The organism is Janthinobacterium sp. SUN073 (genome assembly GCF_030397665.1).
In the GTDB taxonomy this organism is placed as follows: domain Bacteria; phylum Pseudomonadota; class Gammaproteobacteria; order Burkholderiales; family Burkholderiaceae_D; genus Janthinobacterium.
In genome coordinates, this window is sequence record NZ_JAPUBT010000001.1 from 581,487 (window position 1) to 607,908 (window position 26,422).

16 protein-coding genes are annotated in these 26,422 nt (G+C 63.6%); 9 read left to right on the plus strand and 7 right to left on the minus strand.

The window, feature by feature from the left end:
- Nucleotides 1-94: 94 nt before the first annotated feature.
- The 5 genes from O0882_RS02720 to O0882_RS02740 all read left to right on the plus strand — a co-directional run bounded on the left by O0882_RS02720 (nt 95) and on the right by O0882_RS02740 (nt 8,947).
- The gene (locus tag O0882_RS02720) at nt 95-3,259 is read left to right on the plus strand and encodes an EAL domain-containing protein (protein ID WP_289945155.1); all 3,165 of its coding nucleotides are present in this window, start codon (nt 95-97) and stop codon (nt 3,257-3,259) included.
- A gap of 224 nt (nt 3,260-3,483) precedes the next feature.
- Complete coding sequence (locus O0882_RS02725; RefSeq protein ID WP_289945157.1) at nt 3,484-6,153, plus strand: TonB-dependent receptor; 2,670 nt, start codon at nt 3,484-3,486, stop codon at nt 6,151-6,153.
- Nucleotides 6,154-6,325: 172 nt separating this feature from the next.
- Nucleotides 6,326-6,610 (plus strand): hypothetical protein, encoded by a 285-nt coding sequence (locus O0882_RS02730; RefSeq protein WP_289945159.1) that lies wholly within the window; start codon nt 6,326-6,328, stop codon nt 6,608-6,610.
- A 44-nt stretch (nt 6,611-6,654) separates the two neighbouring features.
- Nucleotides 6,655-7,548, plus strand: a complete 894-nt coding sequence (locus tag O0882_RS02735; RefSeq protein ID WP_289945160.1) for a MurR/RpiR family transcriptional regulator — start codon at nt 6,655-6,657, stop codon at nt 7,546-7,548.
- A 76-nt stretch (nt 7,549-7,624) separates the two neighbouring features.
- Nucleotides 7,625-8,947: an aspartate aminotransferase family protein gene (locus O0882_RS02740; RefSeq protein WP_289945163.1), complete on the plus strand. Its 1,323-nt coding sequence runs from the start codon at nt 7,625-7,627 to the stop codon at nt 8,945-8,947.
- A 157-nt stretch (nt 8,948-9,104) separates the two neighbouring features.
- Here O0882_RS02740 and O0882_RS02745 read toward each other — a convergent pair whose 3' ends face one another.
- The 6 genes from O0882_RS02745 to tssF all read right to left on the minus strand — a co-directional run bounded on the left by O0882_RS02745 (nt 9,105) and on the right by tssF (nt 18,711).
- Entirely contained in the window at nt 9,105-9,368 is a 264-nt protein-coding gene (locus tag O0882_RS02745) for a PAAR domain-containing protein (RefSeq protein WP_099379104.1), read from the minus strand.
- Nucleotides 9,369-9,396: 28 nt separating this feature from the next.
- A complete protein-coding gene (locus O0882_RS02750) occupies nt 9,397-10,599 on the minus strand; it encodes a hypothetical protein (protein WP_289945166.1) in 1,203 nt (400 codons plus the stop codon).
- A 216-nt stretch (nt 10,600-10,815) separates the two neighbouring features.
- Nucleotides 10,816-13,065, minus strand: a complete 2,250-nt coding sequence (locus tag O0882_RS02755) for a DUF3274 domain-containing protein (RefSeq protein WP_289945168.1) — start codon at nt 13,063-13,065, stop codon at nt 10,816-10,818.
- 23 nt (nt 13,066-13,088) lie between these two features.
- Entirely contained in the window at nt 13,089-15,833 is a 2,745-nt protein-coding gene (locus O0882_RS02760) for a type VI secretion system Vgr family protein (RefSeq protein ID WP_289945170.1), read from the minus strand.
- A gap of 47 nt (nt 15,834-15,880) precedes the next feature.
- Nucleotides 15,881-16,909, minus strand: a complete 1,029-nt coding sequence (gene tssG / locus O0882_RS02765; protein ID WP_289945172.1) for a type VI secretion system baseplate subunit TssG — start codon at nt 16,907-16,909, stop codon at nt 15,881-15,883.
- A complete protein-coding gene (gene tssF, locus O0882_RS02770) occupies nt 16,870-18,711 on the minus strand; it encodes a type VI secretion system baseplate subunit TssF (protein ID WP_289945175.1) in 1,842 nt (613 codons plus the stop codon). Before tssF ends, tssG begins: the two co-directional genes overlap by 40 nt.
- 292 nt (nt 18,712-19,003) lie before the next feature.
- Between tssF and O0882_RS02775 the strand changes: the two genes are divergently transcribed.
- The 4 genes from O0882_RS02775 to O0882_RS02790 all read left to right on the plus strand — a co-directional run bounded on the left by O0882_RS02775 (nt 19,004) and on the right by O0882_RS02790 (nt 25,752).
- Nucleotides 19,004-21,244 (plus strand): serine/threonine-protein kinase, encoded by a 2,241-nt coding sequence (locus tag O0882_RS02775; RefSeq protein WP_289945176.1) that lies wholly within the window; start codon nt 19,004-19,006, stop codon nt 21,242-21,244.
- Nucleotides 21,241-21,801, plus strand: coding sequence for a hypothetical protein (locus O0882_RS02780; protein WP_289945177.1), 561 nt, complete (start codon nt 21,241-21,243; stop codon nt 21,799-21,801). The genes O0882_RS02775 and O0882_RS02780 overlap by 4 nt, the downstream gene beginning before the upstream one ends.
- 217 nt (nt 21,802-22,018) lie before the next feature.
- Entirely contained in the window at nt 22,019-24,712 is a 2,694-nt protein-coding gene (mutS, locus tag O0882_RS02785; protein WP_289945179.1) for a DNA mismatch repair protein MutS, read from the plus strand.
- The gene (locus O0882_RS02790; protein WP_289945181.1) at nt 24,709-25,752 is read left to right on the plus strand and encodes a hypothetical protein; all 1,044 of its coding nucleotides are present in this window, start codon (nt 24,709-24,711) and stop codon (nt 25,750-25,752) included. Before mutS ends, O0882_RS02790 begins: the two co-directional genes overlap by 4 nt.
- Nucleotides 25,753-25,806: 54 nt before the next feature.
- Here the strand turns inward: O0882_RS02790 and O0882_RS02795 are convergent, their stop codons facing one another.
- On the minus strand, nt 25,807-26,358 hold the full coding sequence (locus tag O0882_RS02795; RefSeq protein WP_102123671.1) for a peptidylprolyl isomerase: 552 nt from the start codon (nt 26,356-26,358) through the stop codon (nt 25,807-25,809).
- Between the last annotated feature and the right edge of the window lie 64 nt (nt 26,359-26,422).

The window sequence follows — 26,422 nt, forward strand, 5'->3', positions numbered from 1 at the left end:
AAACGCCCCGCATCGACCTTATCAGCCTGTAAATTCAGGCATGAAAATTGCTCATAAGAAAACATAAATGAGCTGACGAGAAGGTGGGGCACGCATGGTGGGCAGAATCTCGCGCATGATCGGTAAATTGACGGTGGGGCGCAAACTGGCGCTGATCTATTTGCTCGACCTGTCCGCCGTGATCTTCATTTCCGGCATCCTCATCAACGAAAAATACATCGCCATCGATTTCTCGCGCAAGGAGATGGCGGGCAACGACTACATCGCCGCCATCCGCGATGCCCTGCTGCCACTGACGCGCGGCACGGCGCAAGCGGATGCGCAAGCCGCCGCCATTGAGCAGGCCGAGCGCCAGTTCGGCGCGGGCATGCGCAGCACGCAATTGAGCGGGGAATTCGCCACCCTGCTGCGCCGGGCCGGCGGCATGCCAGCGGCACATGACGGCATGGCACCCGCGCCCGCCTTTGTGGCCGGACGCGAACTGCTCACGCGCGTGGGCAATCAGTCGAACCTGATCCTCGACCCGGACCTGGACAGCTACTACACCATGTCGCTGGTGATCCTGCGCTTTCCCGAACTGCTGGAAGTGATCAACAGCACGCGTGACCTGGCCCTGCAACTGGCGACAGCCGAGGGCGCGCAGCGCCAGCGCCTGCAGACCCAGTTCCTGATCCTCGAAGGCCGCATGGATGCCACCATGGGCGGCATCGGCAGCGACTACACGGAGGCGTTCGCGGCCAGCACGCCGCTGCTGCGCCGGCACCTGGACGGCTCGCGCGCGGCCCTGCAGCAAGCCGTGGCGCAGTTTCGCGCCAGCACCCAGGCGCTGGCCGGCGCCCAAGCCAACCCCGCAGGCAGGCAGAAACTGCTGCGCCGCGATGCGGCGGCGGCCGCAGCCCTGCAGCGGGCCTGGCGCGCGACGGAACACGAATTGCACCGCCTGATCCAACTGCGTGTGGACGGCTTTTTCACGCGCATGTGGCTGCACCTGGGCACGGCCGTGCTGCTGCTGGCGGCGATACTGGGCCTGGTGTTTTTCGTCGCGCGGCAGATCGCCCTGCCCATCCGCCGCCTGGCGCGCGTGGCGCAGGAAGTGCGCGAAACGGGCGACCATAGCCTGCGTGCCATCTGGGACAGCGAGGACGAAACGGGGCGCCTGGTCAGCGCCTTCAATACCATGCTGCAGCAGCTCGACTTCCAGCGCATGGCGCAGCAGGACCTGGTGGCGCGCGCCAGCGCCGCCGATGCGCAGCGCCAGCTGGTCGACGCCATTCCCATCCCGCTGATGGTCACCTCGATCCCGCATCACCAGGTGCTGCACGCGAACCAGGCCGCGCACGCGTGGCAGGGCGGCCTGGAACTGGACCCGTGGGTGAGCGGCATGCATCCGCAAGCCCGTTCGCGCTTCTTCCAGCGCTTGAGCGACCTGGGCGCCGTCGATGAGTTCGAGGTGTGCTGGAGCGGCGGCGGCACGCCCACCTGGGCCTTGATTTCCGCGCGCCTGATCGACTACCAGGGCCAGCGCGCCGTGCTGTCGACCTTCACGCCGATCAACAAGATGAAGCTGATGGAGTCGCGCCTGGAATTGTGGGCCAAGGTCTTCGAGGCATCGGCTGAAAGCCTGATCGTGATGGATGCCGACATGCGCATCATTACCGTCAACCAGGCCTTCCGCCGCCATTCGCTGTACGACATGGTGGAGCTGATCGGCAAGCGCCCGGCCTTCCTGCTCGCGCCCAACAACAATCCCGAGCAGCTCGACAGCCTGCGCCGGACCCTGGCGCGGCGCGGCTACTGGCAGGGAGAAATCTCGGTACAGCGCAAGTCGCTGGAAAGCTATCCCGCCTGGCTGGTGATGAACGCCGTGCGCGACCTCGATGGCGTCACCACGCATTTCATCGCCAGCTCGCTCGATATCAGCGAACGCAAGGCCAGCGAGCGGCAGATCGAGCACATGGCCCACCACGATGCGCTGACGGGCCTGGCGAACCGCCACGTGTCGAAACTGCGCCTGGCGGCCGCCATCGCGCAGGCGCGCCGCAGCGGTGAAAAAGTGGGCGTGCTGTTCGTCGACCTGGACCGCTTCAAGCACGTCAACGACGCGCTGGGCCACCATGTGGGCGACGCGCTGCTGCAATCGGTATCGGCCCGCCTGCTGCAACTGGTACGCGAAGGCGACACCGTCAGCCGCCTGGGCGGCGATGAATTCGTCGTCATCCTCAACGGCATCGGCGACGCGGAGGCCATCGGCGTGCTGCTCGACACGCGATTGATACCGGCCATGCGCCAGCCACACCAGGTGGAAGGCAGCACGCTGTATGTCTCGTGCAGCGTGGGCGTGGCCATCTATCCGGACCACGGCGACGACATGGATACCCTGATGCGCCACGCCGATGCGGCCATGTACCAGGCCAAGAGCGGGGGGCGCGACCATGCGCGCATGTTCACGCCGCAGATGCAGGAGCAGCAATTGCAGCAGCTGCACCTGGAAAGCGACCTGCGCCACGCCATCGAGCGGCAGGAACTGGTGCTGTACTACCAGCCGCGCGTCGATGCGCAGAGCAGCCGCCTGAATGGCGTGGAAAGCCTGATCCGCTGGCAGCACCCGCAGCGCGGCCTGATCGCGCCCGACAGCTTCATTCCCGCCGCCGAGGAATCGGGCCTGATCGTCTCCATCGGCGCATGGGTCATCCGCGAAGCCTGCCGCCAGCAGCTGGCCTGGCGCGAGGCGGGCGCGGGCGACATCGCCGTGTCGATCAACCTGTCGGCCATCCAGCTAAAAAGCGGCACCCTGGTGGCCACCTTGCGCGAGGTGCTGCGCGAGTTTCCCGTCACGCCAGGGCAGATCGAATTCGAACTGACCGAATCGATCCTGATGGACAATGTGGACGACACCATCGCCACCCTGCACGCCATCAAGGCGCTGGGGTTTGCGCTGTCGATCGACGATTTCGGCACCGGCTATTCGAGCCTGAACTACCTGTGCCGCTTCCCGCTCGACAAGCTGAAAATCGACATGAGCTTCGTGCAGGACATCCACGGTTCGCCGCAAAACCTGGCCGTGACGAAAACCATCATCGGCCTGGGCCATACCCTGGGCCTGACGGTCACCGCCGAAGGCGTGGAAAGCGCGGCCGATGCCGACGTGCTGCGCCACGCCGGCTGCGATGAATTGCAGGGCTTTTATTTTGCCCGTCCCATGCCGCAGGCGCACTTCATGGCATGGCTGGCGCACAGCGACGCGCGCTGCGCCGCCTGACACCTCCTGTAGAGCGTCCGCAACGCGCACGCGGATTCGACAACGCGCAGTGCGCCGCCAGGGCGCATGAATGCTGCAGGGATACCGGAATTGGTATTGACATCGCAAAAGAAGTCATTTGTGGGGCAAAGTCATTCCCCCTACCATGTTTCCTGAGCAAGTTTCAGCTCTGGCGGCGACTGCCGCAGCGTTCTCAACATAACTAAAATACAGGTGGAGACAAGATGAAGCAATGGATGGCAACGGGCACCCGCACGCCCAAGCAAAACACACGGTTGATCTTGAAGGCCACGGTGGCCGCGCTGGCCGGCGCAGGCCTGCTGAGCAGCGCTTCCGTCTGGGCCCAACAGGCGCCCGCCGTGGAAACACCGGCGGCAGAAGTGGCAGAAACAGCGCCGGCGGTGGCGCCAGCCGACAATGCCGGCATCGCCGTGGTGGCCGTCACCGGCGTACGCCGCGCCGCACAAAGCGCGCAGACGATCAAGAAGAACAACGACCAGGTGGTCGACTCCATCGTTGCCGATGAAATCGGCAAGTTCCCCGACAAGAACGTGGCCGAAATCCTCGGCCGCGTGACGGGCGTGCAGGTGCGCCGCGAAGGCGGCGAGGCCAGTTCCGTCATCATCCGTGGCTTGCCCGGCGTGGTGACCCTGCTCAACGGCCGCGAAATGTTCACGTCCGTGGGCCGCAGCCTGTACCTGGCCGACATTCCGACGGCCATGCTGCAGCGCGTGGACGTGTATAAATCCCAGGGCGCCGACATGGTCGAAGGCGGCACGGCCGGCGTGGTCGACGTGCGCACCAATCGTCCGTTCGATTTCAAGGGTTTTACCGCATCGGGCAATGTACGCGCCGAGCACCGCGACAAGTCCGGCTCGACGGACCCGAACGTCAGCGGCATGGTCTCGAACCGCTGGAAGACCCAATACGGCGAATTCGGCGCCCTGCTCGGCCTGTCCTACCAGCGCAGCAAATACTATGACGAGACGATCTGGAACGCCGAACCGGTGAAGCGCCCCGAAGCGGGCAATATCACCGGGCCCGATTCCGTCGGCATGATCCCGACCGTGGGCGACCGCAAGCGCTACGCGGCCAATGCCGCCTTCCAGTGGCGCCCGAACTCCCAGGTGGAAGTGTATGCGGAAGGCATGTCGACCCTGATCAAGCACGCCTTCGACAGCCAGTTCTTCGTCGGTTCGCTACCCTGGGGCCAGAATCCGGACATCACCCTGATCCCCGGCACCACCCAGGCGGCCACGGTGGGCAAGATCGATGGCCCATGGTCGCCGTTCACGCTGGGTTCGACCCAGGCGCGGCGCGACCGCTCGATCGGTTCGCAAGGCGCCATCGGCGCGCGCTGGGACATCACGCCGCAGCTGCGCGCCACCACGGAACTGGCGCGCACGGTGAGCAACTTCGAGCGTGAATTTCCCATCCTCGACTTCCTCGCGCATCCGACCAGCATCATCGGCAGCACGAACGTCAACGGCGGCGCGCAGATCAGCTACCCCGGCTACAACATGCTGGACCCGAAGAACTATACGCTGCTCGGCTTCTACGATAACCACAGCCACGACGAAGGCAGCTCGACCGACTGGCGCGCCGACCTCACCTACGACATGGACAGCACGGGCTTCTTCCGCGAATTTTCCGGCGGCGTGCGCATGGCCAAGCGCAAGGCCGAATCGATCCGCGAAAAAAATGGCCAGGGTGGCCTGACGTCGACCATGTACGCGGACGCGATTCCAGGCCTGGCCTGCGCCTCGCACCAGAACACGGGCAATTTCGGCCTGCAAAGCTGGCTCACTCCGTGCCGCGACTTCATGCTCAACAACACGGCCGCGCTGCGCCAGTTATTTACGGGCAGCAGCGAGCGCAGCCCGGACGATCCGATGAGCCACTACAGGGATGTGGAAAAAACCAATGCCGTCTACGGCAAGGCGCGCATCGGCTTTAACCTGGCGCAAGTACCGGTCGATGGCACCCTGGGCGTGCGCGTGGTGCAGACCAAGCAGGACCTGCAAGGCAATTCCTCGCAAAACGCCATCATCACGCCGGTGCGCGTGAAAACGTCGGACACGGACGTGCTGCCCAGCCTGACCCTGAAAGCCATGCTGCGCCAGGACCTGATCGCCCGCCTGACGGCCGGCAAAGCCGTACAGCGCCCGAACTTCGCCGACTTCAATCCCGGCGTGACCCTGGGCCAGAGCCTGGAGATGGTGCGCCCCACGGGCAGCGGCGGCAATCCCGACCTGAAACCCGTGGAAGGCAAGAACCTCGATGCGGCGCTGGAATGGTATTTCGCGCAGACGGGCTCCGTCACGGCCACCGTATTCCGCCACAACTTCAAGAATTACATCCTGTCCGGCTCGGCCAAGGAAACGTATGGCGGCATCGTGTACGACATCACGCGTCCGCGCAACACGTCGAAGGGCCATCTGCAAGGCCTGGAAATGGCTTACCAGCAGTTCTACGACAAGCTGCCCGGCTGGATGAGCGGCCTGGGCCTGCAAGCCAACACCACCTACATGACGGGCGAACTGGCAGAACTCGATGGCAGCGTACATCCATTCACGGGCATGTCGAAGTGGTCGGCCAATCTCGTCGGTCTGTACGAACAGGGAGCGTGGTCGGCGCGCCTGGCGTATAGCTGGCGCGACAAGTACGTCGACGACTACAACTATCGCGGCAAGGGCATCCACCTGACCGTGGCGCCGACGAAAACCCTGGACGCGTCGGTGTCGTACAAGCTCAACCCGCACACCACGGTGACGCTGGACGCCAACAACCTGCTCGACTCGACCTACCGCGACTACCACGACACGCCGGACTACGTGCGCGATGTGCGGCGCTATGACAAGGTCGTCGGTTTATCTGTACGCTGGAGCTACTAGCCAGTCCCCCCACCCTTTCTTCCTTGCGAGGGTTTTCAGCGCCAGCCGGCAACGGTTGGCGCTTTTTTTGCATTGCGGAATCTATCCGACATTGGAGTGATCTGGCGCAAGGTACCGCCGCCGGGGCGCTTTTATGCTGGCAGCTTGACTAGCGAACCCGGCGGGGAACAGCATGCGCAATGCACGGCCCATCGACACACAGTTATTCCAACCCGACATCCCGGTGCGGCTCGACATGCGCACGGCGGCGCTGGTCGAACATGCGCTGGCCTTGCAGGAAATGGCCGGCACGGGCGCCGCCGCACTGTTCCTGCATTGCCACGACGTGCCGCTGCCCACCGCCTTGCGCGTGCTGACGACGGGGCCGCGCCGCAAACCGGCCGGGCCGCACCTGTTTGCCCGCCTGCGTCCGCGCACGGCCGCCCTGGCGCAAGGCTTGCCGCTACCGGCGCGCTGACGAATCCTGTACCATCGCCGCAACCTATCCAATGAGGCACGGCGATGCAGGCAACGACACCCCACGACTCCTATGCGGCACTGATGGACCTGATCAAGGCGCGCCATGCGGAACTGAGCCCGCAATTCCAGGCCGGCGCCCGCTACCTGGCCGATCATCCGGACGAAGTGGCCGTGTCGTCGATGCGCAGCATCGCCGCGCGCGCGCAAGTGCAGTCGGCTGCCCTGGTGCGCCTGGCGCAGCAACTGGGCTTTGCCGGCTGGCCGGAACTCAAAGCCATCTTCGTCGAACGCCTGCGCGCGGGGCCGGCCGGGTATGCTGAAAAAGCCAACGCGCTGGCTGGCAAGGAAGGGAATCTGGTCACCGAAATGTTCGCGGTGCAGCAGCGCAACCTGGCTGCCACGGAGAGCGCCAACCACGCCGCCCTGGATGCGGCCGCCAGCCTGCTGCAGGCGGCACCCCGCGTGCACGTGGCGGGCTTTCGCGCCGCCCACCCCATCGCCTATACCCTGCACTACCTGTACCGGCTGCTGCGCCCCAGCGTGCAGCTGCTGAGCGGCCAGGGCGGCACGCTGGAAATGGATTTGCGCGCCCTGCAGGCCGGGGAGGCCGTCGTCGTCGTCAGCTTCGCGCCGTATTCCAGCGAAGCGCTGCTGGTGGCGCAGGCGGCGCGCCAGGCCGGCTGCCTGGTGGTCGCCATCAGCGACAGCGCCATGTCGCCGCTGGCCCTGCAGGCCGACGCCAGCATCGTCATCGCCGTCGACAGTCCCTCCTTCTTCCCCTCCATCGTGGCCGGCGTGGCGGCAGTGGAAAGCCTGGTGGAATTGCTGGTGGCGCGTGCGGGGCCGGATGCCGTACACGCCATCGGCGCGGCGGAAAAACAATTACGGAGGCTGGGCGCGTACGCAAAAACATCGAATGATGCAAAACAACAATAAATACATCAATCGTTGCATTGCGGCGCAACGCATCCTATACTCGGCCATCTCCTTTGCCGACAAGAAAGCGATGCCCATGAGCCATGTCTTCCACCGCAGCCTGACCGCCAATTACCCTGTCGCCACGGGTGGCGATGGCCCTTACCTGATCGATGCAAACGGGAAACGCTACCTGGACGCCTGCGGCGGCGCGGCCGTCTCGTGCCTGGGCCATGCGGATACGGCCGTCATCGCCGCCGTGCAGCAGCAGATTGCCACGATGGCGTATGCGCACAGCTCCTTCTTTACCAGTGAGCCGATGGAGCAACTGGCCGATTTTCTCGTCGCCCGGGCGCCTGCCGGCATCGACAGCGTGTATTTCGTCTCGGGTGGCTCGGAAGCGGTGGAAAGCGCGTTGAAAATGGCGCGCCAATATTTCGTCGAGCGGGGCCAGCCGCAGCGCCGCCACGTCATCGCGCGCCGCCAGAGCTACCACGGCAATACCCTGGGCGCTCTGGCCACGGGCGGCAATGCCTGGCGCCGCCAGCAGTTCGAGCCCTTGCTGATTGGCGTCACCCATGTGTCTCCCTGCTACGCCTGGCGCGACCAGCCGGCCTATGAAACGGATGGCGACTACGTGGCGCGCCTGGGCCAGGAGCTGGAAGACCATATCGCCGAGCTGGGCGCGGACAACGTCATGGCCTTCATCGCCGAACCCGTCGTCGGCGCCACGGCCGGCGCCCTGCCCGCCGTGGCCGGCTATTTTGCGCGCATGCGCGCCATCTGCCAGCGCCACGGCATCCTGTTGATCCTCGACGAAGTCATGTGCGGCATGGGCCGCACGGGCAGCCTGTTCGCCTGCGAGCAGGAAGCCATCACCGCCGACCTGATCTGCATCGCCAAGGGCTTGGGCGCCGGCTACCAGCCCATCGGCGCCGTGATGGTGTCCAAAAACATCCGCGACACCATCCGCGCCGGCACCGGCTTCTTCCAGCATGGCCACACGTATATCGGCCACGCCACGGCCTGCGCCGCCGCCCTGGCAGTGCAGCGGCAGATCGAGGAACGCGATTTATTGGCCAACGTGCGCGCCATGGGCGGCTTGCTGAAAGAGCGGCTGCAGGCGCGTTTCGGCGAGCACCCGCACGTGGGCGACATCCGTGGCCGCGGCCTGTTCCTGGGGCTGGAACTGGTGCAGGAGCGCTCCAGCAAGCGGCCGTTCGACCCGGCCCGCCGCCTGCACGCGCGCATCAAGGCGCACGCCATGCAGGGCGGGCTGATGTGCTACCCCATGGGCGGCACCATCGACGGCCTGCACGGCGACCACGTCCTGCTGGCGCCGCCCTACATCATCGACACCAGCCACGTCGATGAGCTCGTCGACAAGCTGGGCACGGCCATCGACGCCTGCGTGGGCTAAGAGCCTATCCCAGCAGATGAATGCATCCCCTGCTGGCGCCCCTCAGAAGCGGGGACTGCGTTGATCGTCGTCGCGTGGCTCGCCACGCGTCCTCCTCACGCCTTGTCCGCGCTCCTGATGCGCTGCCAGCAGAAGACGCTCCCTACTGGCATAGGCTCTAACCGCGCCCGCTGTTGCCCACGGTAGACATCAGGCTGGCGCCGCAGCTGGTCTTGTGCCCGTCAAAGGCCACGGGCACGCCGTCGATCAGCACCTGCGGATCGCCCTCGGCGATCACGCAGCGCACGTGCCCCTTGATCGGACACACGCAAGGGTCGCCCTTGCGCGCCACGGCCACGCCCAGCACCGTACTGTTCGGCGCCGCCCCCACCACCTTGCCACCATGGCTGGTGGGGTCGTTCAAGCGGATCACGCCACGCATGTTCTTCTCCCTGGATATATCGAGCGCTTCATTGCGAAAACCCCTGGTAATACTCGCGCGCATCGTGGCGCAAGCCCCACCAGGGCAGATAAGCATGGTTGCCGCTGCGCGCGCGGAACCATGGCTTGCCGGGCTGGATCGGCCGCACGACGGCCGGCGGCGCCACCACCAGCGCCACGGGCGCGGACAGGTCGCTGGTGCCAGCCACCAGCACGGGTTTCCCGAAATGGTGCGCGTAAGCGATGCCCAGCGCCACGTTCGTCAGGGCCGTACCCGCGCCCGTCTCGCCCAGCACGGCGGTCAAATTAAAACTTTGCTTGAGGAAATCGAATTCCGGCAATTGCAGAGTGAGCGTCTGCGCCAGCGCACCGAGCCGTGCGGACGAATCCTGGTGCGTATTGCCGGCGTCGTGGATCAGATAGCCGATCTCAGTATCGCGCCGGTTGGCCTTCGCGGCGGCCTCTTCGATCGCCGCCGTCCACGCCTGCACCAGGCGCGGCGGTTCGCCCTTTTTGGCTTCAAAATCCGCAGCCTGTTTCGTGCTTGGATAGCCGAGCCACGCCAGCGGCGCCCGCTCCGTCTTGTAGTCGGGGCCGGCCAGCACCAGCAGCACCAGGTTCTCGTTGATCTGCCGATCCAGAGGCCGGCTGGGCGCATCCCAGTTCATGGCCCAGACAGTTTCCTTGGGATGGCTTTGCAGGTAGTCGAGCGCGGCGGCCAAGGAGGTAAAGCCGGCGTTGGGGCCGCCCGTGGTGACGCGAACGTCGGGCGGGGTGGAGCGGGTCCAGAGGGTGGGAGAGTGGACGTTGCCGATGCTAAAAGTTCTTGCTACGCGCTGACGAACAAATTCCGTCGTCTCGACTAAATCCAGTTTCCCTTCTGGCAATGCATATTCGATATGGATGCCAGCCAACTCTCGCCAGCGTGACTTGTCCTCGACTAAATGAACATTGTAGAAATATTCTGGATCAGAGTAATACATATCATGGTACAAGTTCATTAATTCATTAATGTATTTTTCATGGTATCCATCGAAAGTTTCGGTGCCTTCATTGCCTATGGCAATGGAGGCAATACTTTGCAACTTAGAGTATTTTTCAGGTTTTTCTTTTACCATGTCATCGTTCGGATTCGGTCGTGCCAGGCCGAGGGTCCAAAGTAGCTGCCACTCAGTTGGATAGTCTCTACGCTGCAAAGGATTTAGCCATTGCAAACCAACGACTTGGGCCATGAATGGCCGCGCTACTGGCATAGGAGTATTTGGGGTTACAGATACCACCTTTGTGCTTGTAGGCGTACGCAAGCGTACACAGGCTGACAGAATCAAGACAATCAGAAACGTACCGAGCGCATAAAAAAGTATAGATCTAACCACGGTATAGCCTCCAAAAAATTGGAACAACTCTGCAATACACTATAAAGTCAATATCCAGCTACGAAATGGGCTTTAGTTAAATGCTCGCTCACCGGAATTGGGATGCGAATCAGGCGCAGGGTTTTCTCTCACGTCAACTATGGATACAGGAAGACTCCATTCCCCACCAGTCTGCTGAGACCATTGAGTGATGGTCAAACCATGCAATTTCCCATCATTAAAATATTCTTCGAACAATTTAGCGGATTCAGTATTATTTAGCGCTCTCAACAACCTCCAATCCGCCGCCACCCTCAACTTGCGCAGCTGGTCAGACTTGATGCGGCACACACCCACCGCCACGTCGTACGCGAGCGCCCGCTCTGAGTGCATGGGGTTGGTCAGGATGGTGGAATGGTCGGTGGCATAGGCGCCCGCCTGGCTGGACATCATTTCCTCTATCCGCGTGCTGCGCCATGCTTGGTATTCGGCGTCGGGCGTGGCGTTGGGCATTTCCTGCTGGACTTTTTGACCTGCGGGACTCTTCCCTTCCCGTACGGCCTGCGCGCGTATCACCGCGCGCTGCTCGAATCGCAGGCGCGCCTCGTCATCGGCCGTGCCCCTGGCGCTGTCCATGCGTTTGGCTTCGTTTTTCCTCGCCTGCGCCTGCAGGCCGCCGGGAGGAATTTCATGATTGGCAAGGAGATCGTCGCCGGGCGCGCGCTGCTTGCCGGTCTGGCGCGATTCGCCGGGGGGCTCGTAGCCTTCGTCGAATTCCTCGCTGGTCTGGCCAAAGCGCAAGGACTGCGGCTTGAAGGGCGGCAGCAAGTCGGGTGCGTTCAGTTCGATTTTCCAGTCTTTGTGGGGCGAGGCATTGCAAGGGCTTTGAGCCAGGCCCGTTGCAACGATAAACACAGGCGCAAACCCGACCGTCAGGATGGTGGAAAAGGCGTCCTCGCTGGCCTCGACGCCCTGCTTGACGGAATACGATGCATATTTCTGCGCCGGAAACCAGAAGTCCTTGCCGCCCGGCGCAGGCTTGCGCCAGTGATCGCTCCAGTAGTGATAGCTGCCCTGCTTGCCCACCTCAAAACCCTGGGCAAACACGCGCTGCACGCACACGCCTGCGGCCCCGGTGGCCGCCAGTTCGCCGCCGTCCTTGCTATCCTTGTCCAGCGAACCCGACAGGCCGCGCCAGCCGATGCCCTCGATGGCCACGGACGACACCACCACGTCGTGCGGATTGCAATAGATAGTCACCCTGCCATACGATGATTTCTTGCCGCCCCGGGCGGCGCCGGCAATCCCGTATTGTTCACGATCTTTGGCGGCGGAAAAACCGTGCTGCACGTTGGCCATGCAGCGGTCAATTTCCTCGTCCGTCTGCGCCTCGCCCAGGCTGGCGCGCTGGCCGATGATGGCAAAGAAGTTTTTCAAGGTGGCGATGCGCGCCTGCACCGTCACCCTGCCCGTGCTGCCGTCCGCCGCACGCAGATTGCTGGCCACCCAGTTCTCGGCGCTATTGCTTTTCGCCAGGCTGTACGGTGAATTGCAAATCACATAGTTGTCGGCCACGCAGGGGAAATTGTCCTTCACCTTGGGCAGCTTTGCGCCCAGAAAGGCGGCCGCCATCGCCACCATCGTGCCCTGGCTGTGGCACACGATGGTGACAGGCACGTCGGCCTGCTGCTGGCGGATGGCTTCGACCAGCCTGGCCAGACGATAGGCGGCCAGCACGAAATACGGGCGCGGCGGGCAGCTGTACACTTGCCGTTCCGGGAAGGGATTCATGTGCTGGATGGTGTTCCACAAGAATAAACCCTCGCTCAGCCCGTCCTTCCACAAGTCGGCCAGCGCACTGCAGCCATTGGCAAACGGCCCGCCGCCCCAGTAATCCTGTTCGTTCAGGTAGATGCCCTTGCCGTATTGCTGCAGTTCCTCGCCCGAAGCCTTGTAGCCCCAGCGAAAGCGGATCACGGGAGAAAAAGTGCCGGCATCACGGATCAAGGTATCGGCCGACATCTCCGGATGGAGAAAGCCTTCGGCCGTGATCTCGGCGCCATAATTGACCGCCTTCAGTTCGCCGCCGTCCACGCCACGGTGCTGCATATGATGGCAGGAACGCTTGAGGCGCTCGTTGAGGCCATTGCACAGTCCCTCTTCCGCTGCCGCGTACCACTCGCCATCGGAATTGACGCCGTGCACGAAGATCACGATGCCGGGCAGCGGCAGTTGCTGCAGCGTGTCCCGGTCGCTGCTCTGGAAATTGGCGCTGCAGGAGAACTGACCGAGGATATCGATTGTGGGGTCGTCGCACAGCGGCGGATGGGGGTCGAACAGCATGGTGTGGTCTCCGATGTCGGGTTTCAGGAACGGCGGCGGAAGAAAAATCCCTTCAGCCGCTGCAGGTGATCGGTTTCCACCTTCGGCCCGCGCCCGTCGGCGCCGCTGACGCCCGTCAAGGGACTGTCGCCTTCGCGCTCGATGTGCACTTCCACGCCTTCGACGGGCAAGCCATCGGTGGGACGCAGCAAGCGCGGCACGCGGCCCAGCTCGCCCTCGCCGAAGGTGGGCAGCTCGCCTTTCATGCTGGCCGGGCCGTTCCAGTGGTGGCCATCGGTCTTCACCGTCAGCGCGCCGGGTCCGCCCAGTTCCACCGCACCGCCGGACAGTTTCAGGTAGGCGCCGCCCGCCGTCACGAAGGTGATCTCGTCCTGCGCCACGCCGACCAGCCGCGTGCCAGCTGTCAGGCGGATCTCCTTGGCGGCGTCCGCCTGCAGAAGATCGTGCTGGCTTTGCAGCAAGAACTTGCCGAAATGGGCCACTTGCACGATGCCATCCTGGTGCGCGAACAGGGAAATACCCTTGCCCGCGTTGACGTTGCAGCGCTGGGCCGCGCTCAGTTGCAAATGCTGCTGGGCCACCAGGTCGATATTCGCGCCCGCGTTGCCGCTGATGGTTTTGGGGGTACTCAGCGCCACGCCCTCGGGCGCCGTGATGCTGACGGCGGGCTGGTCGGCGGCAATCGCCGCTCCCAGCGCCTTGCTGCCGGCCGCGTCCAGCGCCAGCGCCTGGTGCTGGGCGGCAAACTCGCCCAGGGAAGTAAACAATTCAAGACACTCCTGCATCACGGCGGCATGCTCGCTGCCATCGAGCTGCTTGCCGCTGGCGCCCAGCTGTTTCCAGGCCGAAATCAGCAGCGAACGGGCCGTGCGCACGCTGCCGCTGGCGTCGCTGCGCAACTCGAAGCCGTCGCCGCGCTGCCGCCCTGCGCCGTCGCTGCGCGGCTCGGTCAGATAGCCGAGGTTCAATTGCGTGGCCGCCTGGTCGCTGGCCAGTTGCGCGCTGATCTGCGACGGCGTGTCGTCAAAGCACAGCTGGTTGCCGCGCCCGCCCCGTACTTCGCGGCTGCGCATGCCGGACAGGTAACGGTTGCCGGGCAAGGCGCCGCGCGCGCTCAAGCCCGGCGGCACGCCCACGGCGTTGTACAGCTGGCCGACGATGATGGGCCGGTCCGGGTCGCCGCCAAGAAAATCGATCAGCACTTCCGCGCCGATGCGTGGCAAGCTCAAGGTGCCGCATTGCTTGCCGCTGCCCGGGCCATTGCCGGTCCAGCTCGATGCCACGCGCACCCAGGCCGAATCGCGCTCCGTATCGGAAGCGCCAGAACCGTTGGCATGCGCGTGATCTTGCGCGCGCGTCGCAACAAAACGCACATTGACGCGCCCCAGCGCATCGCAATGCACCTCTTCGCCGGCAGGGCCGACGACCAGCGCGCTTTGCAGGCGCACCACCGGCAAGTCGCTGCGCGGGTCGAAGCCGGGCACGATGTCAACGCCGCGCCGCACGCAGGTAAAACGATTGCGATAGCGCAAGATCGACGCGGGCTCGGCAGCGGCAACCTGCGCCAGGCCCGCGTCCGCCTGCCAGCCGCTGTGCGCGAACAAACGCTCTATGCGCGCATCCAGACCTTTCGGCAAGTTGTTGCTGGCCAACACGCTCACGGCCGTGAGCACGAACTGGCGCTCGGCCGCCGGGTGCGTGTCGATCTCCGCATGTCCTTGCAGACTGAACCATTGACCCACACAGAAATCGCGCACGCAGCTTTCGCCCTGAAAACACTTGGTCTCCAGGTCGTGGCGCGCCATCGCCAACTGCCCCAGCTGGCGATGGTCGTCGTTGCTGGCGCCGGCAAGCGGCATTTCCACGATGTAGTCGTCCAGGCTGGCCGCCAGGCGATTGCCATTACCGCCCTGGTCCACGCCGCCGTGCGACTGCGTGGCCATGAATTGCGGGCTGTGCGGGTGGCCATCATCCCAGCTGTAGCGCTCCGATTTTCCGGGCTGCAAGCGACGCACGGCATTCCAGGCCGTGACCGTGTCGCGCTCTTCGGTGGCGTCATCGCGGTGATAGCGCACCGTGCCGGCCGCGTTTTCCGGCAGGCGGCTGGGGTCGTCGAACAGCAGCAGAGTATGCACGGGCACGTGCGGGACGTGCGCGCTGGCGGGCGCTCCCGCCTGGAAACACCAGGCGATGCCGCGGCGCCTGAGCAAGCGGCGGATAAAGGCGGCATCGGATTCATTGTGCTGCATCGTGAATTCGCGCACGGGCAGGCTGCGCGCCGCCAGCGCCGCATCGATGGCGAGATCCAGGCTGGCGGCGAGCACGCTATTGCCCTGCCGCCACTCCTCAAACAGGAGCTGCACGATCTGCAATGCGTGCTTGTTGCGAAACACGCGCGTATTGATGCGTTTTTCCATCAAGGCCAGACCATCGCGCAGCACCAGTTGATAGGTCGCCAGGCCACCATCGCTTTGCCCCGCGCTCGCTTCGGCGACGATGCCGCAGACCCTGCGCAGCTGCCCCTGGTCGGTCACGATCTGCAATTCGGCTGGCACGGCGATGAACTGTTTCAGCGGCAGCTGCGCCTCGGTGGCCACGCACAGGATGCGGTACTCAATCCCGCCGCAGATGGCCTCGCTGCCGCTGATGCGCTGCGGCAGCAAGACATCCTCATTGATGCCCTCCGGGTAAGCGAGGCGCAGCCTCAGAGCGCGGTTGTCGGCGGTCAAGGCCTTGTCCACGGCCAGCCATTGCGCGAAGTCTTCCATGGTTTTCTTCCTTCCAACAGTCAGCGGGGTCCATCAATAAGGCGGTCTCAGGCGGAACCATCGAATCGAATGTCGTAATGCATGTCGTCACGCTCACGGGCCGGCAACTTGTCGGCCAAAAAGGCATCCTCCGCCAGGCAGGCGCCCATGCCCAGCACGCAGGTGCGCACGTCTTCCCGGCGCAGCACCAGGCGTATTTCAAAACTCATGCCAGGCAAGCCAAACAGGCCCAGCATCTGACGCAGGGCCAGCGCACCGGGGCGTCCGGGCAAGAAATCCTCATAGACATGGCGCGCCAGCGGTCCCAGCACGAGGCGCACGCGCAAGTCGGCGCGTCGGCAGCGCTCGCCCAGCATGGCGCCTTGTCCCAGCCGCGCGTTGGCGCTGGCCAGCAAGGTGCGCTCTTGCGGCGCGCGCTGGAACCAGGCGCCCACAAAACGCTGTATGCGCACGGGTACGCCGAAATACTCGGCCAGCAGCGCCTGCATCACGTCGGCCGCCACGGGCCGGTGCCGCAACAAGGCCGCATAATGGGCCAGCACATGCGCTGGCAAGCCATCTTCCTGCCTTGCCACCTCGGCAGGCAAGGCGCCCGCCAGCGCCAGTTGCATGGGCAGGAAATCGCCACCGTCGGCGTCCTGCTGGCATTCGATGCGGTAGCGGGCCCAGGCTTGGTAAAACAAGGCCAGCCCGCGTTGCGAGAGCGTATCGAGCCAGGCACGGGGACCGCCATCGCCCGTTTGCCGCTCGTGGCGGGCGAGCGTTTCCGTGTAATGCAGCGGCAAGCTGCCATGCACGCCTAAAAAACCCAGCATGGCCGCCTGCACATGCACCTGCGTCTCGCCATCTGCTCCCTGCTCCAGCCACAGCTGTTCGATTTCGCCCGGCGCAAACGACAGCGATGCGCTGCCATGCAGGCGCAGGTAATCCTCAAACACCTGCTCCTGCGAAATGCCCTGCTGCATCAGCCAGGCAGACAGCAGGCGCACCGCCTGAAAGAAGTCCGTGCCGGACGGATCGGCCAGCAGGCGCGCGACTACACCAGCGTCTGGTTTCCATTGCGTGGCAGGCAGCACAGCAACTCCTTTCCAGTCTTCTGCGACAAGACGATCAGGCGGGTAAACGAGGCCAGGTGCACATACAGCCCGAGAAAGCGTTCGATCACCTGGGCAAAGGCATGCAAGCCGCTGCCGACAAAGGCTTCTTCATCGACGGACAGCAGGACGTCGATGCCGAAGACCAGGCTGCCGCCCGCCTCGTCCTGCAGCCAGGTACTCGCGGCGCGCTGGCGCAGTCCCGTCACGCCCGCGATCTGGCGCGCGGCGCTGGCCGAACCGGGCAGGTTGTACAGCTCGAGTATTTGCTTAAAGAGCGGCAAGCCCTGTTCAGTCAGCGACTGATGGTTCAGGGACAATTGCGCGATCAGCCGCCAATGCGACGCCGCGCCCGCAGGGAAGCGGCACGGCGCGCCGGGTTTGCGCAGCAGGCGCACCGGCAAGGCGCTGGCCACGCCGTCATGGTGCAAATCACCTGCGGCATTGCCGAACACCAGGCGGCTTGGCAAATCGCGGTTGCTGCAGGTCAGCATGATGGACACCGTTTGCGTCGCGTCGTGCAGCGGCTGCATGGTGCCATCGACAAAGGCGATGCGCATGTCGTAGCCGGGATTGCTCAACGCCATGTCTTCGTCGCGCCGCGTCACCCAGTAGCACCCCTGGCGCCCGCCCGCTTCGCCATGGCGCATCGAATAGAACGGGTGAAACACATCGAGTGCGCCACCGCTCTGCGTTTCACTGAGCACCTGCACGCTATCGACGCTGTAAATATCGTAGCAATGCGCCTGCCGCACCGATGGCAGCAGCACATGCTCGGCGCTCGCGTGCGTCAGGCGAATGGGATTGGCCGCCTGGCGGAACAGGTTGACGACGGGCGTGCATCCCGTCAGCAGATGCCTGGCGGACAGGGGTCGCAAGATGCGCGCGATATCCGCATCGGCCTGCACGTCGGCCAGCAGCAGGTGCACGGTGCAGCGCCGGCAGCCCGGAGGCAACTGCGGGCATAGCGCGGCCAGGTCCAGATCGACGAAATTGAATTTATCCGGAAAGGCAAACCATTCGCCCAGCAAGCGGTAAGCGGGATGCGAGGCGGCCATGGCCGGCATCAAGGCATCCTCGGCGGCAAAGCCGACCGGATGCAAGGGCACTGCGTCCAGCCCATGCCATACGCCATCGACTTCCACATAGGCACAACGCGCACGCAGGAACAGGCTGTCGCGCAAGGTGGCGCAAAAGGAAGGCTCGCCGTCGAGGAACAGGCGTAGCGCCGGCAGCGGCAGCCCGTCCAGCGTGGACATGGCGCCCGTCGCTTCGAGCGTGATGCTGATCGCCGCCCCCAGATCCGGTGGCAGGCGCACTGCGGGCGGCGCCGCCACGATGGACTGGAAACGCACCTCGGACAGGCGCAGCGGCGCCACGGCGACATCGTAGGCGGTGGTGAACTTGCAGGCAACGCCCTGATGCTCCGCTGCATGCATGAGCGTGCCGCGCGGGATCACGGCCAGCTCGCTCACCGCCGCAAGGTCGCTATCGATGCGGGCAATGGCGCAGGCAGGAAACGGGCGCAAATAATGGGGGAAATTGACTTCCAGCAAGGTTTCACTGAAGGTGCCGAAGCCATCGGCCAGCCGCTTGGCCGTGCGCGCATTGAACATGGCAAACGCCTGCAGCATGCGCGCCAGGTGCGGATCGTCGGTGGTGCCCAGGTCACCGCCCACGATGCCCAGCGCGCCAGCGATGGCCGGATAGCGCCGGGCAAACGCCTGATTGTGCGCATGCAAGGTGCCCAGTTCGCGCTCGTAATATTGCAGCAGCTCATCCATGCCCGCTCCCGTCGCCTGATCGGCACATGCCGGTATCACCCCAACTGCATTATTGAGGAAGCGGGAACGAGGAAAGTTGAGTTTGGACAAGATTGCATGCATCAGCAAGGAATGCCACTCCGGCGCTGGCACAGCACTTTTGTTCACTCTTTGCCAATATTAATTGACTTATTCGAAACAATCGTTTTAAATCAGGAAGTTACTCAAAATCAATCATCTTGGGCACTCAAGCATCGCATTGACCCTTTTCGATGTTTGCCGTCCACGCTGATGCACTCTGAAGCCAAGGTATATGGAACTGCTCGACTCCCTGCGTCAGACCCCGTCGCACGACGACACGATCAGCGGGCACTATGAAGTGCGCCGCTTGCTGGGCGAAGGCGGTTTCGGCCATGTATTCGAAGCCTGGGATGCCAAGCTGTGCCGCAGCGTGGCGCTGAAGCGGCTGAAACCGCAAGCCGACGTGCTGCATCCCGAAAAACTCATCAATGAAGCGCGCCTGGCCGCCTCGCTCAAGCATGCGGCCTTCGTGCGCATCTTCGCCATCGAGGGCCAGGGCACGAGCCAGTCCATCGTCATGGAACTGGTCGAAGGCCAGACGCTGGGCCAGTTCATGCACAGCGGCAAGGCTGACCTGCAGGCCGCACTCGACATCGCCTACCAGATCGCCGACGCCATGGACGAGGCGCACGCCATGGACCTCGTGCACGGCGACCTGAAACCGTCGAACCTGATGCTGGAGGCGGATGGCAAGGTGCGCATCCTCGATTTCGGCCTGGCGCGCCACATCGACCCGCAAGCGACGCAAACGACCACCCTGTGCGACTTGCAGGGCACGATCGCCTACATGGCGCCCGAACGCCTGATGGGCCGCCTGCCCGACACACGCGGCGACGTGTATGCCTTGGGCGCCATGCTGTACGAAATGCTGGCCGGCCAGCGCCACTTCGCCCACCTGAACGGCCTGGCCCTGGCCGCCGCCCACATGCAGGCGACGGAACCGTGGCCCGACCTGCCCGACTCGGTGCCGCCCACCATCAACGCCCTCGTGCGCGCGATGACGGCGCACGACCCTGCCGAACGGCCACGCACCATGCGCGACGTGCGCGAGGCGATTGGGGCGCAGCGAGGCGAACCGCTCACCTTGGCCACGCCCCTTGCTGACGAGACGCCTGCAAAGGAAGAACCGCCCGCCAGCGTCTCCATCCGCCTGCCCCTGCCCCGCAAGCGCACGCTGAAATGGGGCGTGGGCGTGGCGCTGCTGGCGGTACTGGCGGGATGGCAGCTGCCCAATATCGTTCCTGCCGTCAAATCGTTCGTCACGGGAGAAAAAGCGCCCGCGCCGTATTCGGAAATGGCCAGCATGGCGGCGGGGATGGAAGCGTTGCGAGTGTTTGATCGCGATACCAGTCAGGCACAAGCCATCGAGCAATTCACCACCGTGTTGACGCATAATCCCGCCAGTGCGGCGGCAGCTGCCGGCCTGTCCCTTGCCTACAGCCTGCGCTATATCGGCGACGGCCGCGACGATACTTGGTTACAACGCGCCGATGCCAGCGCACAGCAGGCGTTGGCATCGGATAATCAATTGGCTCTGGCGCATGTGGCGCAAAGTTGGGTACAGGATCTAAAAGGCAAGCCAGATGCTGCCCTGTTTGCCAGTGCTTCGGCGCTCAACCTAGATCCACAAAATCTACTGGCGCTCGTAGGTAAGATACGGGTACTGATAAACGCGAAGAAATATGAACTGGCGCAGGCAGTCATCGATAGTGCGCAGCGCATGCATCCAGGCGAACGGCTGTTCCCCTTGATGCAGGGCGTTTTGTATTACCGTCAATCCGCCTATCCGCAGGCGGAGCAAGCATTCCGCAAGACAATTGAACTCGACCCCCAGTCGTCCAATGCTTACGCTTACCTGAATGCGGCACTCCTTCGCCTGGACCGTGGTGATGAGGCCTTACGCGTCTTGCAGCAAGGCTTGCAAATCCAGCCTCACTGGGAACTGTATAACAATCTGGGCACGTCGCTGTTTGCCAAAGCCGATTATCTTGGCGCCGTGGAGGCATTCAAGAATGCCGTGTCATCGAGCAAGGGGAGTCCTGGCACCTACCTGTTATGGGCCAACCTGGCCGATGCGCAACGCTGGCTTCCTGCACAAGCGGCCGCATCAAGGGACTCCTACCATCATGCTATTACGCTGCTGACACCGATTTTGCAAAACAGACCAGACAATGCGACCTTCCATTCTCGTATGGCGCTCTACCGCGCATATACGGGCAACAAGCCTGAAGCACTGGCCCGGCTCAAACAGGCACTGGATATCTCAAGCGAAGTAGCGGACGTTCAGTTCCGCGCAGCCCTCACCCACGAACTACTGGGCAACCACGCCGAAGCACTGACGGCACTGCAGCAAGCCGCCAGGCTCGGCTACCCCCTCAACCTGATCGAATCGGCGCCCGATCTGTTGAACCTCAGGCGAGATGCTCGCTATCAGCAATTTATTATCAACCTGAAAAGAGATCGTAAAACATGACGCATGTAAGCCCCTGGATGAAGTTATCCGTACATTTTGATGCAGACCAGACCAGCACCCAGTTGGACTACAAATTTACTTCCTGCGATGGCACGGCGGATCCCCGCCATGGCGAATACATGGGTGGTGTACATTTTCAACAAGGACAGCATGTCTACCTGGATGTCAATTGCTGTGGCTCCAAGAAAAGCGGCTTCACTTCCTTCCAGATCGTCGATTGCTGCATTATCAGCGTCCCCCAGCTGACGCAGATCGGCCCGAATGTGCCTACCGTCTATTCGGCACCCTCGCCATTCCTGCAAGCCATCGGTGCGACCTATCCCCTGCAGCTGGATTTCGAATCACAATTGCTGCCGCCAGACCCTGAACTGCCGGACCTGCGCCGCATTCGGCAAGAATGGAAACATACACTGGACGTGGGCCACACGAAGGGCCGCTGGGAACTGTCCTTCGTCCTCACCGTGCGCATTCTACGTGGCGAAGGCGTGCAGCCGGAACTGCGCGTATTCGCCTTCGATCCGGAAAGCTCGGTCGGCGGTACCGTAGACGTAGGCTAATATCGTCCGATCACCGAGATGCATCCAGGCCGCGCCGACCTCCACCGGCGCGGCTTTTTCACATCCGCACGCAATACGCCGCCCCGCCTGCCGAAAGCGGTAAAATGACGGCCTTGGACTCAAGCAGCGCCTGACAGCGCGGCCTTGAACGCACACAGCACCACCCACAGCCCGGCAGGCACGCCTTTCCTGCCGCCGGACCAACGACAAAGAACACATGACCACCGTCCCAAAAGAAATCAACGCCGCCGCGGCAAAGAAAAATTCGGCTGAAAAGCTCACGCCCATGATGCAGCAATATTTAGGCATCAAGGAAAATCACCCGACGATGCTGGTGTTTTACCGCATGGGCGATTTCTACGAGCTGTTTTTCGAGGATGCGGAGAAAGCCTCGCGCCTGCTGGGCATTACCTTGACGGCGCGCGGCGTGGCCAGTGGCAACCCGATTAAAATGTGCGGCGTGCCGTTTCATTCGCTGGACGGCTATCTGGCCAAGCTGGTCAAGCTGGGCGAGTCGGTGGCCATTTGCGAGCAGATCGGCGACCCGGCCACCAGCAAGGGTCCCGTCGAGCGCAAGGTCATGCGCGTGGTCACGCCCGGCACCCTGACGGATGCGGACTTGCTGCCCGAAAAGGCCGAGCGCCCGCTGCTGGCCATGTGCAGCATCACGCAGCGCAAGACGGTCACCACGGGCCTGGCCTGGCTGTCGCTGGCCAGCGGTGCACTGAAACTGATGGAGTTTTCCGGCGACAGCGGCACCGTGGCGGCGCGATTGCAACAGGAACTGGAGCGCATCGTGCCGGCCGAAATATTGAGCGGCGACAATGGCAACCTGTTCGACGACTACGCGGGCACGCACATCAACCGCGTGCCGGACTGGCATTTCGACGTGGTCGGCGGCCACAAGGCGCTGCTCGACCAGCTGGGCGTGGCGACCCTGACGGGCTTTGGCGCCGATGGCCTCGGCGCCGCGTTCGGCGCGGCCGGCGCGCTGCTGCGCTATGCACAGTCGACGCAGGGTCGCGGCTTGCAGCACGTGCGCTCCCTGACGACGGAAACGGAAAGCGAATTCATCGGCCTGGACGCGGCCACGCGGCGCAACCTGGAGCTGACGGAAACCATCCGCGGCCAGGAGTCGCCTACGCTGTTCTCCCTGCTGGATCATTGCCGCACCGCCATGGGTTCGCGCATGCTGCGCCACTGGCTGCACCATGCGCGGCGCGACCAGCACGTGGCGCGCGCGCGCCATGAAGCCATCGCCGCGCTGGCGCAAAGCGAAGCGGCGGAGCCATTGGCCGCCACCCTGGCGCAAGTGCCCGATATCGAACGCATCACCACGCGCATCGCCCTGCTGTCGGCGCGTCCGCGCGACCTGGCCGCCCTGCGCGACGGTTTATTGCAACTGCCGGCCCTGCGCAGCGACGTCGTGCGCTGCTATGGCCCTGGCCAGGGCGGAGAAACAGGCTTGCTGGCCGCCATCCACGCGGCACTGGCGACGCCAACGGCCTGCCTGGACTTGCTGGTGCGCGCCGTGGCGCAGGAACCGGCTGCCATGGTGCGTGACGGCGGCGTCTTCGCCACGGGTTTTGACGCCGAACTCGATGAACTGCGCGCGCTGTCGGAAAACGCGGGCCAATTCCTGCTCGACCTGGAAACGCGCGAACGCGCACGCACGGGCATCGCCAATCTGCGCGTCGAATACAACAAAGTGCACGGCTTCTATATTGAAGTCACGCACGGCCAGACGGACAAGGTGCCGGACGACTACCGCCGCCGCCAGACCCTGAAAAACGCCGAACGCTACATCACGCCGGAACTGAAAGTGTTCGAAGACAAGGCCCTGTCGGCGCAAGACAAGGCCCTGGTGCGCGAAAAGCTGCTGTACGACCTGCTGCTGGCCGAGCTGGCGCCACACATCGGCACCTTGCAGACGATTTCGCAGGGCCTGGCCCAGCTCGACACCCTGAATGCGCTGACGGAACACGCGCAGCAGCACAACTGGGCCGCGCCGCAACTGGTCGACGAACCGTGCATCAACATCGTCGAAGGGCGCCACCCAGTGGTGGAAAAGCAGATCGAACGCTTCATCGCCAACGATTGCCGCCTCGTCAACGAGCGCCGGCTGCTGCTGATTACCGGCCCGAACATGGGCGGTAAATCGACCTTCATGCGCCAGGTGGCCCTGATTACACTGCTGGCCTACGTCGGCAGCTACGTGCCGGCCGCGTCCGCCACCATCGGCCCCATCGACCGCATCTTTACGCGCATCGGCGCCACCGATGACCTGGCGGGCGGACGCTCGACCTTCATGGTGGAAATGACGGAATCGGCGGCGATTCTGAACGGCGCCACCGAACACTCGCTGGTGCTGATGGATGAAGTGGGTCGCGGCACCTCGACGTTCGACGGCCTGGCTTTGGCATGGGCCATCGCGCGCCATCTGATCGACAGCAGCCGCAGCTTTACCCTGTTTGCCACGCATTATTTTGAGCTGACGCAACTGCCGGACAGCCACCCGAGCGCCGCCAACGTGCATCTGTCCGCCGTCGAGCACAAGGACAGCATCGTCTTCCTGCACGCCGTGCAAGCCGGTCCCGCCTCGCAAAGCTATGGCTTGCAGGTGGCGCAGCTGGCCGGCGTGCCGCAACCCGTGATCAAGGCCGCGCGCAAGCACCTGGCGCGCCTGGAAGCGCAGGCGCTCGATGCCACGCCGCAGCGCGACCTGTTCGCCGCGCCGGCAGCCGATCCGTATGCGCAAGAGGAGGAAGAGGAAGCGGCGGCGCCGCTGGCCGCGCTGAACGCGGCGCAGCAAGCCTTGCTCGACGCCATCGCCGACCTCGATCCCGATGCACTCACGCCGCGCGATGCGCTGGAGCAGTTGTATCAGTTGAAACGGCTGGCCGCCGCATGACCATACGGCGCAGCATCGCCAGCCTGCGCCTGCTGGCTGCCGGCCTGCTGGTCGCCAGCCTGCCATGGCATGCGGCGCTGGCCGCCCCGGGCGACCAGGCCGGCTTCGAGTTTGCCGTGCTGGGCCATTCCTTCAACGCCGGACCGGACGATGGCCCGTTAAAAAAGGCCATCGCCGAAACGAGCGCCTTCAATGCGTCGTTCGTGGTGGCCACCGGCATCAAGGCCGCCAGCGAGTCCTGCAGCGACAAGCTGTACAGCCAGCGCAAGGACGTGCTCGACGCCAGCGGGCCGCCGCTGATCGTCTCGCTGTCGGCCAGCGACTGGGCCAACTGCCGCAATTCGCGCGGCAGGGTCAACGCCATCGAACGCCTGAACCGCTTGCGCGACGTGTATTTTGCCGACGACCAGAGCCTGGGCCAGCGCAAGCTGACCCTGTCGCGGCTGTCATCGACGGCGAAGTTCCGCAGCTATGCGGAAAACGCCCACTGGGAATACGGTGGCGTGCTGTTTGCGACCGTCAACCTGCCTGCGAATAACAACCATTTCCTGCCAGAAGCGGGACGCAACAGCGAATTCGAAGACCGCCTGGTCGCCAACCGCTCCTGGCTGCAGCGCCTGTTCGCCATGGCACAGCGCAAGAAACTCGACGGCATCGTGCTGTTTTCCGATGGCGACGTGGGCATACTGGACGAAGACGACAATTCGCTGCTGCCCAGCTTCAGTTCGAAACAGGATGGCTTTGCCGGACCGCGCAAGCAGATCCGTACCCTGGCGAAGAAATTCAGCGGCAAGGTCTTGTTGGTCGATACGCAGCGCATTGGCGATGCGGACGGCAAGGAGGGGAAAAGTAAAAAGGCCGCGGCCAGGGCTGGCGGGCCGAAAATCAGCTGGAAAGGCAACCTGGGCCACGTCAGCATCGACAACGACTGGTCCGCCATCGCCGTACGGCCAGGCAAGACGCCATTCTTTGAGGTACGTCAACGGGCCACGCGGCCATCGGCGCAAGCGAGGGCCAAGGCGTCGACTGTGCGCCGTTAATAACCGAGGCACAAACAAACAGGCCGGCATAGCGCCGGCCTGGAACAAGCAGTATTAATGAATCGGATGCGTACGGAAGTGGTCGCCCTCTTCGCCGTCGCCTTCATCATCTTCATCGCCATGGTCATGGCCGTGTGCGCCATGCACGTGGCCATGGGCGATTTCTTCGTCGGTGGCTTCGCGCACGTCAGCGACGGTCAGCGAGAAGCGCAGCGCGATGCCGGCCAGTGGATGGTTGCCGTCCAGCACGACTTTGTCGTCGGCGATATCGGTCACCGTGAAGATCATCGCTTCTTCGTCCGGCGAATCGCTTTCCGGCATGCCTTCGAACTGCATGCCCACTTCCAGCGGTTCAGGCAGGCGATTGCGCGGCTCGACCTTCACCAGGGCTGGATCGTATTCACCGAAAGCATCATCCGGTTCGATCTGGATCGTGTTGGAATAGCCAACTTCCTTGCCGTCGAGCTCTTCTTCGATCTTCGGCAGGGTGTTTTCATAATCACCGTGCAGGTAGACCATCGGCTGACGGCCGTCTTCGATCAGATTGTCTTGCGCGTCTGACAGTTTGTAGTTGACAGTCACGACCGTATTTTTGGCAATCTTCATTATGCTTCCTTTCATTGTATAAGCTGGCAAATTATACCTTCACGCCGCCAACGGCAGGCGCATT

Excerpts from the sequence above, each read along its gene's own strand:
- O0882_RS02720 (WP_289945155.1), top strand. The coding sequence starts at position 95 with ATGGTGGGCAGAATCTCGCGCATGATCGGTAAATTGACGGTGGGGCGC.
- O0882_RS02725 (WP_289945157.1), top strand. The coding sequence starts at position 3,484 with ATGAAGCAATGGATGGCAACGGGCACCCGCACGCCCAAGCAAAACACA.
- O0882_RS02730 (WP_289945159.1), top strand. The coding sequence starts at position 6,326 with ATGCGCAATGCACGGCCCATCGACACACAGTTATTCCAACCCGACATC.
- O0882_RS02735 (WP_289945160.1), top strand. The coding sequence starts at position 6,655 with ATGCAGGCAACGACACCCCACGACTCCTATGCGGCACTGATGGACCTG.
- O0882_RS02740 (WP_289945163.1), top strand. The coding sequence starts at position 7,625 with ATGAGCCATGTCTTCCACCGCAGCCTGACCGCCAATTACCCTGTCGCC.
- O0882_RS02745 (WP_099379104.1), bottom strand. The coding sequence starts at position 9,368 with ATGCGTGGCGTGATCCGCTTGAACGACCCCACCAGCCATGGTGGCAAG.
- O0882_RS02750 (WP_289945166.1), bottom strand. The coding sequence starts at position 10,599 with ATGGCCCAAGTCGTTGGTTTGCAATGGCTAAATCCTTTGCAGCGTAGA.
- O0882_RS02755 (WP_289945168.1), bottom strand. The coding sequence starts at position 13,065 with ATGCTGTTCGACCCCCATCCGCCGCTGTGCGACGACCCCACAATCGAT.
- O0882_RS02760 (WP_289945170.1), bottom strand. The coding sequence starts at position 15,833 with ATGGAAGACTTCGCGCAATGGCTGGCCGTGGACAAGGCCTTGACCGCC.
- tssF (WP_289945175.1), bottom strand. The coding sequence starts at position 18,711 with ATGGATGAGCTGCTGCAATATTACGAGCGCGAACTGGGCACCTTGCAT.
- O0882_RS02775 (WP_289945176.1), top strand. The coding sequence starts at position 19,004 with ATGGAACTGCTCGACTCCCTGCGTCAGACCCCGTCGCACGACGACACG.
- O0882_RS02780 (WP_289945177.1), top strand. The coding sequence starts at position 21,241 with ATGACGCATGTAAGCCCCTGGATGAAGTTATCCGTACATTTTGATGCA.
- mutS (WP_289945179.1), top strand. The coding sequence starts at position 22,019 with ATGACCACCGTCCCAAAAGAAATCAACGCCGCCGCGGCAAAGAAAAAT.
- O0882_RS02790 (WP_289945181.1), top strand. The coding sequence starts at position 24,709 with ATGACCATACGGCGCAGCATCGCCAGCCTGCGCCTGCTGGCTGCCGGC.
- O0882_RS02795 (WP_102123671.1), bottom strand. The coding sequence starts at position 26,358 with ATGAAGATTGCCAAAAATACGGTCGTGACTGTCAACTACAAACTGTCA.